Raw genomic sequence first — 13,802 nt, forward strand, 5'->3', positions numbered from 1 at the left:
TTATCGCTTTATATAGGGCCAAAATCTTTTATAAAATAAGCTTTGCAGTAATGAGGGGCGCAAAATAGCGCTCTATAGATAAAAACACCTCAATAATGTATTGATAGGAGCCAAAATGACAGTTAGCAATACCCCAAAAATCAATGTTCGCAATTCGGTAATTGAGTGCGCCCAATCCCTTAAAAAGGAAAATGCAGGCAAATATCACAATTACGGCATTAAAGACTGTATAGCTTCCATTGCAGCTACTAGAGCTAAATAATTAGAAGATATTGAAAGTTAACAACAGATAGTGAATAAATAGGCCTAAAAATCGATTTTTATTGGTAATTAGATCAATTTAAATCATTCAGGCCTATTTGGATAAAGCTTGCCAGTCAAATTGCTATAGATGGCGCCGACAAGGACGAGCAATACCGAATCCACCATAACCGGGAAGAATGCATACCGGTAATGCCCCACATGCCCCAGCACCACAATAAGAGCAACCGCAGCTGCTGGTGGGTGCAAGCATCTCAATATAAACATACCCAAAATCGAGAGGCTAGCCGCCAAGGGCATTGCTAGCAATGGCTCGCTCATGAAATGCATTACTGAAATGCCAACCAAGGCAGACAGAGTGTTACCAGCAATCACCGCCCAGGGCTGAGCCATGGGGCTCTGCGGGAGAGCGAACACTAATAAAGCGCTTGCACCTAAGGAGGCCATCAGCCACTCATCAAGGCCGCTAAGGTCGCCAAGGTACTTAGCCATACCGAGAACCAACATTAAGCCCAAAAAAGCCCCAAAAACAGAACGAATTCGCTCCACCCAAGACACATGAGGTTGATCCCCACCCAGATAAAAGGAGAGACGCTTGAGGTAATAATGAAAAGTGTGATTCATTGTTTTTAGACCACTAATCCTGCAATGGGGTTTTTAAACACCCATCTTAAAGCGGCAATGAAAAATGGCTGCACAAGGCAGCCATCTCAGCTAAAGCCTAAATTATATCGATTAGGCTTTTTTAGCGTATGCAGAACACCAGCCTGGGCCAGCAACTTGCTTGCCAGCAAACAAAGAGCAACCACCAGCAGCAGAGCCAGCCTTACCTTGGTACAAAGCACAGTTATCGCACTTTTGACCAGCAGCATACTTGGCATACTTCGCCTTATCTACCTTAGAGGCATCAGCCTTGTAACCCAAAGCAGCAGCTTGTTGATCGGTTTCAGCAACCATTGCCTGAGCCTGAACTTTACCGTTCAGCGCTAATGTGCAAGCACCAGCTGCGGACAAAATCATAAATTGGCGGCGACTATTTTTCATGTGAACTCCAGTGAGTGAGATGGAACAAAATTTGCATCTAAATGGATCATAGATCAGATCAATTTAATCCACTATGATCAACGTAAGCTGCTGATTTATATGTATTTTTACTTGAGAATTGTTCTCAAAGAATAAATTGATAGGGGAACGTTTGATTTCTCCTGAAATCAATACCAACCCTTGAGATTCATGCAACGAATACGCTCTTTCACATGGACCCCGGAACCCGCCTCGGGGTAGGCTTGCGCACAATCAACAGCATCACGCTGGAAAGTGGCTTTATTGTTTTTGGCGGGATCCTTGTTCACGTCTGGATATACCGAGCATCCAAACAGCAAGAGCGCCACGCAGAAAGTCAACAGGGTCTTCAAGAAAATAGGCTTAGGTGACACAGCCTTATCGCTTATCTAGCAAGGATAAAAACTCTCTACGCAAATTAGAGTCTTTTAAGAACGCGCCGCGCATCACGCTATTGACCATCTTCGAGTCACGATCTTTAACACCACGCCATTGCATACAGAAGTGATCTGCATCCATGACAATCGCAACGCCAATCGGCTTAATTTTCTTTTCCAGCATATCCGCTAATTCCACCACAGCTTCTTCCTGAATTTGTGGGCGACACATCACCCATTCAGTCAGGCGCGAGTATTTTGATAAACCAATCAGCGCTGACTCTTTGCTTGGTAAAACGCCAATCCATATGCGGCCCATGATGGGGCATAGATGATGTGAGCAAGCACTACGAACTGTGATCGGCCCAATAATCATCAGCTCATTTAAACGGCTGACATTCGGAAATTTAGTCAGCGTTGGCTGCTCAATGTAGCGACCATTAAACACTTCCTTAACAAACATTTTTGCAACACGCTGGCTAGTGTTCTTAGTATTGTGGTCACTTTCAGTATCAATCACTAAGCTCTCTAATACCGCCTGCATCTTCTCTGCAACCTCATCCACTAAGCCTTCTAGCTCGCCAGGCTGAATGAATTTAGAGATGTTGTCATTCGCATGAAAGCGAGCTTTCTGAGCTTCGATACGACGGCGAATCACCACAGATAATGGTGTGCCAGCATCACTTTTCTTGGTGGCCACTTTTTTTGCCACAGTCTTTATCGCCGTCTTCTTGATGGGCTTGAGGCTTGTGGATTTTTTACTTGGCGTCTTACTGGCAATCTTTTTAGTTGGCATGAATATTGATCTCGTATTTTTCTAAACTATTTTTTATATGTATTAAATCTGAAAGAAGATTGCTACTACACATCCCAAGCCAGCAAGCCAAACGAACGATCGAGTCGTAGGCCAATTAGCAACATAGCAAACTAAGTAAGCAATTCTGGCAATGACAAAACCAATAGCCAGGAGATCAACCGTTGCTTGAGGGGCATTTTCTAAATGGGCAATGATGACTGCAGCAAAAAATAACGGTAAAGATTCAAAGAGGTTTGCTTGCGCTGCATTGGCCCGCGCGCGGAATCCTGTTTGCTGAGCCAACCACTGGCGTGGCGCAGCATTGTCATAGCCTTCAAAACCTTTTTTAGCGATGCCAGCGGCAACGTAAGGGAATAAGCCCATAAATAGAACGCACCAATAGGCAATAGTCATGATTGGGCTTTCTTCTTAGAACCAATGCGGCTCTCAGTGCCATTCATCAGATTGCGGATGTTGCCGCGATGACGCCAGATCAGCAAAAAGCAAACCGCCAAGAGTGCAATTCCCATTGGCTGAAAGCCAAATAAGAATACAAAGTAAACGGGGCCAAATATGGCTGCAGCTAGAGCAGCCAATGAAGAGTAACGCATAAACATCGCCACAATCATCCAGGTCGCTAATGTGGCTAAACCCAGAATCCAGTTGATACCGAACAAGATGCCACAAGCAGTAGCAACACCCTTACCACCCTTAAAGCCATGGAAGATGGGGAATAGATGTCCCAAGAAAACAGCCAAGACCACACCACATAAAAGCCAAGAATTGAGTGTTGAGGTGAGAGATTCATCGCCTAAGAGCACGCGGGCTAGCATCACCGCCAAGAAGCCTTTAAGGGCATCACCGATCAGGGTCAGCACTGCGGCAAGTTTATTGCCTGTTCTCAGGACATTGGTAGCGCCTGGGTTACCAGAGCCATAAGAATGGGGGTCAGGCAAACGCATACATTTACTCACCACAACTGCAAATGAAATGGATCCGATGAAATAGGCAATCGGAATAAGCAAGAGATCTAAAGAGAAATTCATACTGGTATCTTAAACACTTATCGTGGATATTATTTTCGAACGCCCGAACTGGCTTCTAGACGAGCCGCGCTGATTACTTAAGCGCCCCTGGGGTGATGTTGCTGGTGAATCGATTTAAGGCGCTCTCGCGCCACATGGGTATAGATCTGGGTAGTGGAGATGTCGGCATGCCCCAAAAGCAGCTGCACTACCCTCAAATCTGCGCCATGGTTGAGCAAATGGGTAGCAAAAGCATGCCGCAAGGTATGGGGGGATAAGGCCACGGGAATATTGGCAATCGTGGCATAGCGCTTAATCAGCGCCCAGAAAGCTTGGCGAGTTAGTCCTGTACCCGTATGCCGACCTACAAAAACAGCATCGGTAGTTTTACCTTCCAATAATGGCGTTCTTGCTTCAGCTAGATAACGACGTAACCACTGACCTGCTTCCCCACCAAAAGGCACTAAGCGCTCCTTGCCTCCCTTGCCGTTAATTACTCGTACAACACCTTCGTTTAATCCGAGAGCAACGGTCTTTAAGGAAACAATCTCGGAAACACGCAAGCCACTGGCATACATTAACTCCAGCATGGTGCGATCACGCAGTCCCAGTGCCGTCTCCACATCGGGAGCGTTGAGTAATGCGCTTACCTGATCTTCACTCAAGGTCTTAGGAAAACGTAGCGCTTGCTTAGCAGCGCGCAAACCAATGCAAGGATCACTTTTCACTAAATTCATGCGCAGGGCATGACGATAAAAACGCTTAAAGACTGTGAGCCGACGATTTGCGGTAGTAGCCTTATCGGCACGTCGATGGGCGATGTAAGCAGTGAGATCTTTTTCGGTCACCGCATAAAGATCAGCACCCGATGCCTTATAAAGCCACTGAGCTAACAGCAAGAGATCACGGCGATAGGCTGACAAGCTATTTTGTGCCAACCCATCCTCAAGCCAACAGGCATCACAAAAGCGTTCAATAGCCTCCTGGCTTGCTGGCGCAATCGTGAGTACATCTTTAGTCACGGAAATTATTAAAGCCCAATGGTGCTTCTGTGACTTCTTTCTTCAGCAATGCCATAGTTTCCTGCAGGTCATCACGCTTGCCACCAGTGACGCGTACTGCATCACCCTGAATGCTGGCCTGGACTTTAATTTTGCTGTCTTTAATAATGCGCACAACCTTCTTGGACAAATCAGAAGTAATGCCCTTCTGAATCTTCATGGTTTGCTTACGCTTGTCGCCACCAATAGTTTCTGTTTTGTCATCTTTGAGATAACGCACATCCACATTGCGCTTAGCCATCTTACTAATCAAGACATCCCGCACTTGACCTAATTTGAAGTCATCATCGCCAAACAAAATGAGTGTTTCATCTTTTTGCTCAACACGGCTATCAGAGCCCTTGAAATCAAAACGATTGGTGATCTCTTTGTTGGATTGCTCAATCGCATTCTTCAACTCAATCATGTCCGGCTCACAAACTACGTCAAATGAGGGCATCTCAAACTCCTTAAATAATCTTGGTCATTAAATCGGCAAATGGCATCTGCTTTTTGCCATAGTGCTTTGTTACTTTTCAAGTTTTCTATAAATTACCGCTAGAAACTCGAACACGAATAAGATTGTGGCATGAACTCCGCGAAAAATGCGCCCAAACCAGCAAAATTGACCCTCAATCTGGGACTCAAGGACCGCAATACCTTTGGGCTAGATGCAATCGCGGAAGTCGCCTATGAAATCACTGCCGCAGATCAACTGCCAGAGCTTTTCAAAGAGTTAGCAGACAAAAAACAGGTATGGCGCGCCCTAGGCGGCGGCAGTAATGTCATTCTCCCGAATCGCATGCCTGGTGCCACCCTACTCATTAACATTCTGGGTCAGGAAGTCTGCAAGACAGATGAGCAAAATACTTGGATCTCTGTTGGTGCTGGCCTTAATTGGCATGATTTTGTTTCCTGGACGCTAGAGCAAAATCTGCCCGGATTAGAAAATCTTGCATTAATACCAGGAACAGTTGGAGCGGCTCCGATTCAAAACATCGGGGCCTATGGCCTTGAAGTTGGTGAATACATTGACAGCATCGAAGCATTTGATTCTGAGGCCCATGCCTTTGTCACTCTCCCGCAAGAGGCATGCCAGTTTGCGTATCGCAATAGCTTCTTCAAGCAAAATCCCCATCGATTTATCGTGACAAAGGTCGTTTTTAAAATTCCTAAATCATGGAAACCGCGACTGCAATACGCCGATCTTGCCAAACAATTTAGTAACTCCAATACCGCGCCCAGCGCACAGGAAATTTTTACTGCTGTTTGTAATATTCGCTCACAGAAATTGCCCGATCCTAAAGTGATAGGCAATGCCGGAAGTTTTTTCCAAAACCCCATTGTGAGCAATGTGCAATATGAGCAGTTGATTGAGCAATTTCCAAGCTTAGTGTCATACCCAGATACGCCAGGTATGCGCAAGCTAGCTGCTGGCTGGCTTATTGATCAATGCGGCTTTAAAGGCCAACGTATGGGCCCAGTAGGTGTTTATGAAAAGCAAGCACTTGTGCTCGTCAATCATGGTGGCGGCACTGCCACCGACATCTTGAGTCTTGCCAAAACCATTCAAGAAAAAGTACGGCACACTTTTGGTGTTCAGCTCGATATCGAACCCAATATTTTTTAGAAAGTTAGTTGATATTTAATTCAAGTAGCTCTGGGTAACGCTTTAGCATAGCCAGCTTCCCTTGATTTAAGCGTTTTACCCAGCCTGGACCTCGGGATAATGCATCCGTCCACGCGCTCCTCACTAGATCCGCGTTACCACTCTCAAACAGTACTTTGAAGATTGCGGCAGCCTGACCCAAATCTTTGCTTGATTTTGAAAACTCGCTGATTGGACGCTCGCCATAAATAATGAGCTTATGAACGGCATATCTTTCGGGCGCTGGAATATTCACTATACAAGCCCCCTCTTTTGAAAGTAAGACGGCTTGAGTGGTATCTATCAAAGAAAACTCCATAAATTTCAGGCATTCCAATGCTAGACCCAGTTCTGGCAAAACTACCGGCCCACCGCTCCGAGTTTGAGAGGTAACGAAATCCAGACGTAACTCCGGATCTTTCGGATTTCGATACTGGGCGCCAGTTTTACCTGAAAACTCGCTTATTGGCAGTAGACCCATCTCTAATGAATTTAATGCGTCATGCACTGAAATTTTGACATTTGCGCCCAAAGCGATAGATACATTTCTGCCGGCATGGGCAAAATCAACATCCATCGTCAAATTTGATGAAAGCCATTTAACTCCCAGCATATTTCCCATAGCTAGAAAAGCATGTGTCCCAATCAATATTCCGCCGGATCCAAAGAAGCCATACTGATCCAATCGATTAACCACTCGAAAATGCTTAGTCAGCGTACTTGCACAACCCAATGCTTCAGCAGACTTTGCTAGCGCCTTAATTTTGTTCTGTAAATCGTCCGCCTTGACCGCATCATGCTTTTTAATTAAATCGAGGATTCTGTTATCTTCCGGCCCCAAGTAAGCCATCCGACCAGTACCATCTAAATCCCTATAGCCGTAATAGATATAAGGCCTTCCTTTTTGCATTTGTTTATGGAACGCGCCCGGTAATATCCGGAAGCGATCGATGCTCTGAATTCGCAACTGATCTTGTAACTCAGCATACGCAGTTTGCGCTGATAGGGATAAGGGGGTGTAAAGATTGTGCTTCATGTCGTTATTATACAAAAAAATAATCGTATAATAACTACTTAGCTTGAGTACTAGCGAAGCCTATAGGGATAAATTCAGTCAATGCCTTACTGTATTTTAGAAAAGCTGACTTCCACCTGACCCTCGGCAAGACGCACCTCAAATAGATCACTAGTGTTGAGCTCCTGGGGATTACGCACTGCATGCATTGCTTGCGCCTCTTTACTCAAAATCACCGCATAGCCCCGCTCGAGGGTTCTTTGCGGGTTGAGCATTTCTAATTGAGATTGGTGGTGAGATTGATTTCGCTTCCAATGTTCCATCCTGACCAACCAAGCTTGATTGAGTCGCTGTTGCCAACTCGTAATTTGCTCACGCATACGATCAGGGTTTGGTAGCGCATGACTTAAACGTAATGCTAATTGATCAAGCGTTTGTGCTTCGCGCTCAACACGCTGATTCACTCTCTGCAGCAAAGCCTGCATGATGGCATCTAACTCTTGCAGCATTTGATCACGTCGTGGCGCTGCTAGCTCAGCAGCTCCCGTTGGTGTCGGCGCCCGTAAGTCGGCAACAAAATCTGCAATGGTTATATCGGTTTCATGGCCCACTCCACTGACGATGGGGATCGGTGAGGCAGCAATTGCGTAGGCCAGCTTTTCATCATTAAATGCCCATAGATCTTCAATGCTTCCACCGCCACGTACCAACAAAATGACATCTACTGCTTTTTCTTTTTCGGCAGCCTGCAGTGCGGAAATAATTCCAGCAGGTGCATCTGGTCCCTGCACTAAGGTTGGATAAATCACAATCGGAATATGCGGGGCTCTTCTGGCTAAAGTACTCAAGACATCTTTTAAGGCAGCAGCTTGCGGTGAAGTCACAATACCAATCGCTCTTGGGTGACTTGGGATGGGGTGTTTATTTTCTACATCAAATAAACCTTCCTTGGCTAATTTGGCCTTGAGCTTGAGGAAGGCCTCATACAGTCCACCCATGCCTGCGCGACGCATGCTTTGCACTGTGAGCTGGATATCACCGCGAGGAACATAAAAACCCACATTGGCAGCGACCTCCACCAAATCGCCAGATTGCGGCATGAAACCCACCTGGCCATTGCGACCCCGAAACATGACGCAGCGGATTTGGCCCTCTTCGTCTTTGAGAGAGAAATACCAATGGCCGCTGTCGTATGCCTTGAAATTAGAAATCTCCCCGCTCACCCAAACGGCATCGAAACGCTCCTCCAAAGAGCCAGCAATGGCACGGTTGAGATCGCCAACACTCAGGATTTCTCTTGATATTTCCGACATTTTTTCTCTTTTTCTACGCAGCCATCAGGCTTAGCGACCAATAAATATCCACAGATACGCATTCTCTAAAGATTTAAGCATTAGAAGTAAGCAATCACTGACCCAAAACGTCTCATAAATCCAACATATTTACTTTAAGTAATTGATTTATATAGATAATTTATACCGCTTATTTATCAGCATTCAAGCTCAAAATACCCCCAACCACGATCTATCAAGGACTTACAAGGCTTTTCCTCAAAAGTTTTGCACAGAGTTATCCACAGGCTAGCTTTCAGAAAGTGGGTTTTTAATTCAGCTAAAGTACTGAGCTTATGTACTCAATCTTACTGTCTGCAGGCTGGCCTATCTGGCCCTTACTCATTATCTCGATTATCGGGCTGGCAATCATCTTGGAGCGAGCTTGGTATTTGCGCCAAATTCATATTTTCCCGAAAGACAGTCTGGAGTCTGTTTTTGGGTTGGCAAATGCTATTTCTGGGAATAAATCGGTTTCTGAGGCCGAAATTACCGCCGTTGGCCAACTCTCCCCCGTGGGCTCACTATTTGCCTGCGTATTGCACGAAAAGATCCTTGGCAGCTCAGCAGACTCGGCCTTGGAAGAGCTTCAAGCCACTGCTCAGACCACTTGGCTCAAGCTGGATCGCTATTTGGGTGCACTAGCTACCATCGCGACCGTTGCGCCTCTACTCGGTTTATTTGGCACCGTTGTCGGCATGATTGAAATCTTTGGCAGTCAAGGTGCCATTAGTGGGGGTGCCGGTAGCCCTCAGCAATTGGCTCATGGTATTTCTGTGGCGCTCTACAACACCGCCTTTGGCTTACTTATCGCAATTCCTGCTTTAGCTGCCTGGCGTGGATTACGTGCAATGGCCAATCAACGTCAACATGAGTGCGAAGAATTTACTCGCCAATTATTTAAAAAGCTGAACTCAGGCAGCGCTCATTCCGTGGATACAAAATGAGTTGGCTCAGCGCTAGTGCTAACACTGGTCACCACGGGCGATTCTCTCTTGGTGCTAGACCTACTTCAGTAGAACCAGAGATTAACCTCATTCCCTTTATCGATGTGCTTTTGGTTGTCTTGATTTTCTTGATGATCTCAACCACCTTTACACGCTATCAAGAACTCGCTATCACACTGCCCTCTGCCAATGGCACAGCTAGCCAAGCAGAAGTAAAGCAAATTCATATTGCAGTCAGTCGTGATGGACGTTTCGCTATTAACGGCAAGGTGACTGATCGCAGTCAACTAAGCAGCCAACTCAATTCAGTGAACTTAGGCAAAGATGGCAACATTCAAGTCAATATTGATGCTGATGCAAGAGCGCCTCATCAAGCTGTCATGATCGCCTTAGAGTCTGCACGCGATGCGAATTTATCGAATATTGTTTTTAGTAGTCAGACCAAGAAATAAGACCTGGTGATTTTGAATGTCATCTTCTAAAAACGCCTCTCGCTTCGTGCAGCTCAACTCAGCCCCCAAGTTCTGGGAACGGCGCGGGCCCACCAGCCTAGTGCTTTGGCCGCTGTCGTGGATCTACGGCCTGATTAATCGCGCCCTTGATCTCACCTCCGATTTAGGTTTGATGGGCCGCAAGTCTCAAGCAGTCCCCATCATTATCGTTGGCAATATCCGCGTCGGTGGAACAGGAAAAACACCGATCGTCATTGCGCTTGCAGAACGTTTGGCACGCATGGGATGGAAGCCTGGAATTATTAGTCGAGGTTATGGAGCATCTCCTGCAACTCATCCAATCCCCGTACACAGTGATTCCAATCCAACACAAGTCGGCGATGAGCCCGTCCTCCTTGCTAAGCGGACACATGATCAGTTTCCAATTTGGGTTCATCCAAAACGAGTGGACAGTATTCGCGCTTTACTCAAACATCATCCTGAAGTAAATGTCATCATCAGTGATGATGGCTTGCAACATCGTGCCTTAACACGCTGGCCCGCAAGAGAGGGTGGCCGTGATATTGAATTCGTAGTACGTGATCAGCGCGGCGAAGGGAATGGCTTCTTATTACCTGCCGGCCCTTTGCGTGAGCCAGCATCGCGCGAGCGTGATGCCACACTCATGATGGGGATGACTACCCCCGCAAATGTGATCGACGAGTATTTTTTGGGAAGACGTGCATTTACCTTGTGCACTCAATTAGGCGTACCCTATCAACTCAATCATCCCGACAATACTCAGTCCCTGGCTTCAATCGCTGATACCTATATCCCCAGCAAAATCACTGCCGTTGCAGCCATTGGTAATCCACAGCGCTTTTTTGATGACTTGCTCAAACAAGGCATTGCAGGCAAATGCAAGGGTCTACCAGATCACAGCACCTTTACCCCAGAATTTTTCGCCTCTATTAATGCGGAATGCATTCTGATTACGGAGAAGGATGCCGTAAAATGCACCTTAATAAACGATGCACGTATTTGGGTAGTTCCAATGCATTTAGAAATCCCGAACGCACTGGCAGATTGGTTGCAGTCCATTTTGCAAAGACCCGATCCAAATCAATACACTTTATAAAAGATATCAAGAACGAATATGGACAAGCGCTTACTAGAGATTTTGGTTTGCCCTTTATGCAAAAGCACTTTGCATTTAGACAGCGAAAAGCATGAGTTGATTTGCAAGGCAGATCGCTTAGCCTACCCAATTCGCAACGATATTCCTGTGATGCTGGTTGATGAAGCCCGCAGCCTCTCGGCTGATGAATGTAGTTAATTCAATCGCAAGCGATGAATGTTTAGATGAGCAATCTATCCCCAGAATTTTTAGTAGTGATTCCAGCAAGGCTCGGATCTACGCGCTTGCCTCGTAAACCGCTTGCAGATATTGGTGGCAAACCGATGGTGATTCGGGTTGCCGAGCGCGCTCAAGAATCGTTGGCACAAAGCGTAGTTGTTGCAACTGACTCACCAGAAATCCAAGCCGCTTGTGATGAGCATCGCATTGAGTGCCTTCTGACTAGTCCAGATCACCCAACAGGAACTGATCGGATTGCAGAAGTTGCTCAATTATTGAAGTTGCCAGCCAATACTCTCGTTGTGAATGTACAGGGCGATGAACCTCTGATTCCACCCGAGCTGATTAATCAGGTAGCTCAAACCTTAGCCAATCATCCTGCCTGCGCCATCTCTACTGTTGCGGTACCAATTCAGGATGCCGCTGAGATCTCTAACCCTAACGTGGTTAAAGTGGTTCTCAACAAAGCCGGGGAAGCCTTGTACTTCTCAAGGGCGAATATTCCATTTGTGCGCGATCCAGAATCAACTCACCATGCGGCTCACTTACGCCATTTGGGCATTTATGCCTATCGCGCAGACTTTCTGCAGGCTTATACCCGCCTAGAGCCAGCCCCTCCCGAGCAAGCCGAGGCTCTAGAACAGCTTCGCGCCCTCTGGAATGGCTACCGCATCGCTGTCCATACCGCCAGCGAAGCCCCGCCAGCAGGGGTAGATACGGCAGAAGATCTTGAGCGGGTCCGTCGCATCTTGGCCTCCTAAGCCAGAATCCCGAGCCTGAAGGGTTCTCGGGGATAATCCTAGGAATTAGTTACAAAGTAACCCGAAAAAATACGGGACAATGTAGGTCTTCTAAGGGGAAAACAATGCGGTTAATTCTGCTCGGTGCACCAGGTGCTGGCAAGGGAACACAAGCTCAGTTCATTTGCGAAAAATTTGCAATTCCACAAATCTCAACGGGCGATATGTTGCGTGCTGCTGTTAAAGCTGGTACTGAACTCGGTGTTGCCGCTAAAAAAATTATGGATGCGGGTGGCCTAGTTTCCGATGACATCATCATTGGCCTAGTAAAAGATCGCTTGACCCAACCTGATTGCAGCAAGGGTTACTTATTTGATGGTTTCCCAAGAACTATTCCCCAAGCGCAAGCTATGAAAGATGCTGGCGTGCCAATCGACTTCGTTTTAGAAATCGATGTGCCATTTGAAGCCATCATTGATCGCATGAGCGGTCGTCGCGTTCACCCTGCTTCCGGCCGCACGTATCACATCAAGTTCAACCCGCCTAAAGTAGCAGGCAAGGATGATGTAACCGGCGAAGATTTAATTCAGCGTGATGACGATAAAGAAGAAACTGTTCGCAAGCGCCTACAGGTATACAACGATCAGACTCGTCCCTTGGTAGAGTATTACTCCACTTGGGCAACTCAGAGCAACCCTGCCGATAAAGTGAAGGCTCCTGCTTATCGCAAAGTCAGCGGCACAGGTAGCGTTGAAAACATTACTGCTTCAATCTTTGCAGAACTCAAGTAGAACAGTGCCAAAAAAAGCATTAATCATTGGTATCACTGGTCAAGACGGTGCCTACCTAGCAAAACATCTGCTGTCCAAGGGTTATGAGGTTACAGGGTCATCACGTGATGTGATGGCCTCTTCTTTTGGCAATCTCAATGCGCTGGGAGTTCGCGACAAGGTTAAGTTAATCTCCGTTTCCATTAATGACTTTCGAAGCGTTTTTAATGCGATTCAGTCATTTAATCCGGATGAGATTTACAACTTAGCTGGACAAACTTCTGTAGGACTCTCGTTTGACCAGCCAGTAGAAGCAATTGAGAGTATTGCTATCGGCACACTCAACATTCTTGAAGTGATTCGCCTCCTGAATAAGCCAGTCCGTTTTTATAACGCTGGTTCAAGCGAATGCTTTGGAGATACCGGCAGCATTCCTGCAGATGAAAATACACCTTTCGCACCACGAAGCCCTTACGCCGTAGCTAAATCGACCGCCAAATGGCTCATCAACAGCTATCGTGAATCTTATGGTCTATACGCCTGTACTGGCATTTTGTTTAATCATGAGTCGCCACTCCGACCCGAGCGTTTTGTGACCCAAAAAATCATCGCCGGTGCCGCAAAAATCAAAGCTGGTCTAGCAACAAAACTTCAACTGGGTAATTTAGATATTTCCCGAGACTGGGGCTGGGCGCCTGAATATGTAGAAGCAATGTGGCTGATGATGCAACAAGACAAGCCCGATGATTTTGTTATTGCCACAGGTCGCATGGAATCACTCAAGTATTTTGCTGAAAAAGCATTTGAATATTTTGGTTTAGATTGGCAAGCTCACGTAGAGATTGAGCAGAGTTTTTTCCGACCAAATGAAATTCTCTGCAGCGTCGGAAATCCTCAGAAAGCCATCAAAACATTAGGCTGGAAAGATCCAACCGATATCGATGGCGTGATCAAAATGATGTGCGAAGCTCAAGAGAAAAAGTATTAGAAACTGCTGAAATA

19 protein-coding genes are annotated in these 13,802 nt (G+C 46.3%); 9 read left to right on the forward strand and 10 right to left on the reverse strand.

What is annotated here, in order from left to right; translation table 11 throughout:
* Positions 1-115 precede the first annotated feature (115 nt).
* Positions 116-262: a hypothetical protein gene (locus tag ICN16_RS07965; protein ID WP_216136372.1), complete on the forward strand. Its 147-nt coding sequence runs from the start codon at positions 116-118 to the stop codon at positions 260-262.
* 83 nt (positions 263-345) lie between these two features.
* Here the strand turns inward: ICN16_RS07965 and ICN16_RS07970 are convergent, their stop codons facing one another.
* The 8 genes from ICN16_RS07970 to ICN16_RS08005 form a co-directional block, all read right to left on the reverse strand.
* Positions 346-885 (reverse strand): HPP family protein, encoded by a 540-nt coding sequence (locus ICN16_RS07970; RefSeq protein WP_216136373.1) that lies wholly within the window; start codon positions 883-885, stop codon positions 346-348.
* Positions 886-996: 111 nt separating this feature from the next.
* Positions 997-1,305, reverse strand: coding sequence for a high-potential iron-sulfur protein (locus ICN16_RS07975; RefSeq protein WP_216136376.1), 309 nt, complete (start codon positions 1,303-1,305; stop codon positions 997-999).
* Between the two features lie 167 nt (positions 1,306-1,472).
* Positions 1,473-1,697, reverse strand: coding sequence for a hypothetical protein (locus ICN16_RS07980; protein WP_216136379.1), 225 nt, complete (start codon positions 1,695-1,697; stop codon positions 1,473-1,475).
* Positions 1,698-1,701: 4 nt separating this feature from the next.
* The gene (locus ICN16_RS07985) at positions 1,702-2,496 is read right to left on the reverse strand and encodes a GTP cyclohydrolase I (protein ID WP_216136381.1); all 795 of its coding nucleotides are present in this window, start codon (positions 2,494-2,496) and stop codon (positions 1,702-1,704) included.
* Between the two features lie 42 nt (positions 2,497-2,538).
* Positions 2,539-2,910, reverse strand: a complete 372-nt coding sequence (locus ICN16_RS07990; protein ID WP_216136382.1) for an MAPEG family protein — start codon at positions 2,908-2,910, stop codon at positions 2,539-2,541.
* The gene (plsY, locus tag ICN16_RS07995) at positions 2,907-3,542 is read right to left on the reverse strand and encodes a glycerol-3-phosphate 1-O-acyltransferase PlsY (RefSeq protein WP_216136383.1); all 636 of its coding nucleotides are present in this window, start codon (positions 3,540-3,542) and stop codon (positions 2,907-2,909) included. The genes ICN16_RS07990 and plsY overlap by 4 nt, the downstream gene beginning before the upstream one ends.
* Before the next feature lie 77 nt (positions 3,543-3,619).
* Positions 3,620-4,552 (reverse strand): site-specific tyrosine recombinase XerD, encoded by a 933-nt coding sequence (gene xerD, locus ICN16_RS08000; protein ID WP_216136884.1) that lies wholly within the window; start codon positions 4,550-4,552, stop codon positions 3,620-3,622.
* Positions 4,536-5,021 (reverse strand): YajQ family cyclic di-GMP-binding protein, encoded by a 486-nt coding sequence (locus ICN16_RS08005; RefSeq protein WP_216136384.1) that lies wholly within the window; start codon positions 5,019-5,021, stop codon positions 4,536-4,538. Before ICN16_RS08005 ends, xerD begins: the two co-directional genes overlap by 17 nt.
* 129 nt (positions 5,022-5,150) lie before the next feature.
* Here ICN16_RS08005 and murB point away from each other — a divergent pair, with 129 nt between their 5' ends.
* Positions 5,151-6,191, forward strand: coding sequence for a UDP-N-acetylmuramate dehydrogenase (murB, locus tag ICN16_RS08010; RefSeq protein WP_216136385.1), 1,041 nt, complete (start codon positions 5,151-5,153; stop codon positions 6,189-6,191).
* Positions 6,192-6,195: 4 nt separating this feature from the next.
* On the opposite strand, the gene ICN16_RS08015 is transcribed toward murB, so the two are convergent.
* Together ICN16_RS08015 and xseA are read right to left on the reverse strand one after the other, a co-directional pair.
* Positions 6,196-7,245: a GSU2403 family nucleotidyltransferase fold protein gene (locus tag ICN16_RS08015; RefSeq protein ID WP_216136388.1), complete on the reverse strand. Its 1,050-nt coding sequence runs from the start codon at positions 7,243-7,245 to the stop codon at positions 6,196-6,198.
* Between the two features lie 86 nt (positions 7,246-7,331).
* A complete protein-coding gene (gene xseA, locus ICN16_RS08020) occupies positions 7,332-8,537 on the reverse strand; it encodes an exodeoxyribonuclease VII large subunit (RefSeq protein WP_216136390.1) in 1,206 nt (401 codons plus the stop codon).
* Positions 8,538-8,851: 314 nt separating this feature from the next.
* Between xseA and ICN16_RS08025 the strand changes: the two genes are divergently transcribed.
* The 7 genes from ICN16_RS08025 to ICN16_RS08055 all read left to right on the forward strand — a co-directional run bounded on the left by ICN16_RS08025 (position 8,852) and on the right by ICN16_RS08055 (position 13,788).
* Positions 8,852-9,502, forward strand: a complete 651-nt coding sequence (locus tag ICN16_RS08025) for a MotA/TolQ/ExbB proton channel family protein (RefSeq protein WP_216136392.1) — start codon at positions 8,852-8,854, stop codon at positions 9,500-9,502.
* Positions 9,499-9,954: a biopolymer transporter ExbD gene (locus ICN16_RS08030; RefSeq protein WP_216136394.1), complete on the forward strand. Its 456-nt coding sequence runs from the start codon at positions 9,499-9,501 to the stop codon at positions 9,952-9,954. Before ICN16_RS08025 ends, ICN16_RS08030 begins: the two co-directional genes overlap by 4 nt.
* A gap of 16 nt (positions 9,955-9,970) precedes the next feature.
* A complete protein-coding gene (gene lpxK / locus ICN16_RS08035) occupies positions 9,971-11,071 on the forward strand; it encodes a tetraacyldisaccharide 4'-kinase (RefSeq protein WP_216136397.1) in 1,101 nt (366 codons plus the stop codon).
* Positions 11,072-11,089: 18 nt separating this feature from the next.
* Positions 11,090-11,269, forward strand: a complete 180-nt coding sequence (locus tag ICN16_RS08040) for a Trm112 family protein (RefSeq protein ID WP_216136400.1) — start codon at positions 11,090-11,092, stop codon at positions 11,267-11,269.
* Positions 11,270-11,295: 26 nt separating this feature from the next.
* Positions 11,296-12,051, forward strand: coding sequence for a 3-deoxy-manno-octulosonate cytidylyltransferase (gene kdsB / locus ICN16_RS08045; RefSeq protein WP_216136403.1), 756 nt, complete (start codon positions 11,296-11,298; stop codon positions 12,049-12,051).
* Positions 12,052-12,155: 104 nt separating this feature from the next.
* A complete protein-coding gene (adk, locus tag ICN16_RS08050; protein WP_216136404.1) occupies positions 12,156-12,821 on the forward strand; it encodes an adenylate kinase in 666 nt (221 codons plus the stop codon).
* Between the two features lie 4 nt (positions 12,822-12,825).
* Positions 12,826-13,788 (forward strand): GDP-mannose 4,6-dehydratase, encoded by a 963-nt coding sequence (locus ICN16_RS08055; protein WP_370625619.1) that lies wholly within the window; start codon positions 12,826-12,828, stop codon positions 13,786-13,788.
* Positions 13,789-13,802: the final 14 nt, after the last annotated feature.

The organism is Polynucleobacter sp. es-MAR-4 (genome assembly GCF_018882055.1).
Classification (GTDB): domain Bacteria; phylum Pseudomonadota; class Gammaproteobacteria; order Burkholderiales; family Burkholderiaceae; genus Polynucleobacter.

Coding starts and splice junctions, on each gene's coding strand:
- ICN16_RS07965 (WP_216136372.1), top strand. CDS start 116: ATGACAGTTAGCAATACCCCAAAAATCAATGTTCGCAATTCGGTAATT.
- ICN16_RS07970 (WP_216136373.1), bottom strand. CDS start 885: ATGAATCACACTTTTCATTATTACCTCAAGCGTCTCTCCTTTTATCTG.
- ICN16_RS07975 (WP_216136376.1), bottom strand. CDS start 1,305: ATGAAAAATAGTCGCCGCCAATTTATGATTTTGTCCGCAGCTGGTGCT.
- ICN16_RS07985 (WP_216136381.1), bottom strand. CDS start 2,496: ATGCCAACTAAAAAGATTGCCAGTAAGACGCCAAGTAAAAAATCCACA.
- ICN16_RS07990 (WP_216136382.1), bottom strand. CDS start 2,910: ATGACTATTGCCTATTGGTGCGTTCTATTTATGGGCTTATTCCCTTAC.
- plsY (WP_216136383.1), bottom strand. CDS start 3,542: ATGAATTTCTCTTTAGATCTCTTGCTTATTCCGATTGCCTATTTCATC.
- ICN16_RS08005 (WP_216136384.1), bottom strand. CDS start 5,021: ATGCCCTCATTTGACGTAGTTTGTGAGCCGGACATGATTGAGTTGAAG.
- murB (WP_216136385.1), top strand. CDS start 5,151: ATGAACTCCGCGAAAAATGCGCCCAAACCAGCAAAATTGACCCTCAAT.
- ICN16_RS08015 (WP_216136388.1), bottom strand. CDS start 7,245: ATGAAGCACAATCTTTACACCCCCTTATCCCTATCAGCGCAAACTGCG.
- xseA (WP_216136390.1), bottom strand. CDS start 8,537: ATGTCGGAAATATCAAGAGAAATCCTGAGTGTTGGCGATCTCAACCGT.
- ICN16_RS08025 (WP_216136392.1), top strand. CDS start 8,852: ATGTACTCAATCTTACTGTCTGCAGGCTGGCCTATCTGGCCCTTACTC.
- ICN16_RS08030 (WP_216136394.1), top strand. CDS start 9,499: ATGAGTTGGCTCAGCGCTAGTGCTAACACTGGTCACCACGGGCGATTC.
- lpxK (WP_216136397.1), top strand. CDS start 9,971: ATGTCATCTTCTAAAAACGCCTCTCGCTTCGTGCAGCTCAACTCAGCC.
- ICN16_RS08040 (WP_216136400.1), top strand. CDS start 11,090: ATGGACAAGCGCTTACTAGAGATTTTGGTTTGCCCTTTATGCAAAAGC.
- kdsB (WP_216136403.1), top strand. CDS start 11,296: ATGAGCAATCTATCCCCAGAATTTTTAGTAGTGATTCCAGCAAGGCTC.
- adk (WP_216136404.1), top strand. CDS start 12,156: ATGCGGTTAATTCTGCTCGGTGCACCAGGTGCTGGCAAGGGAACACAA.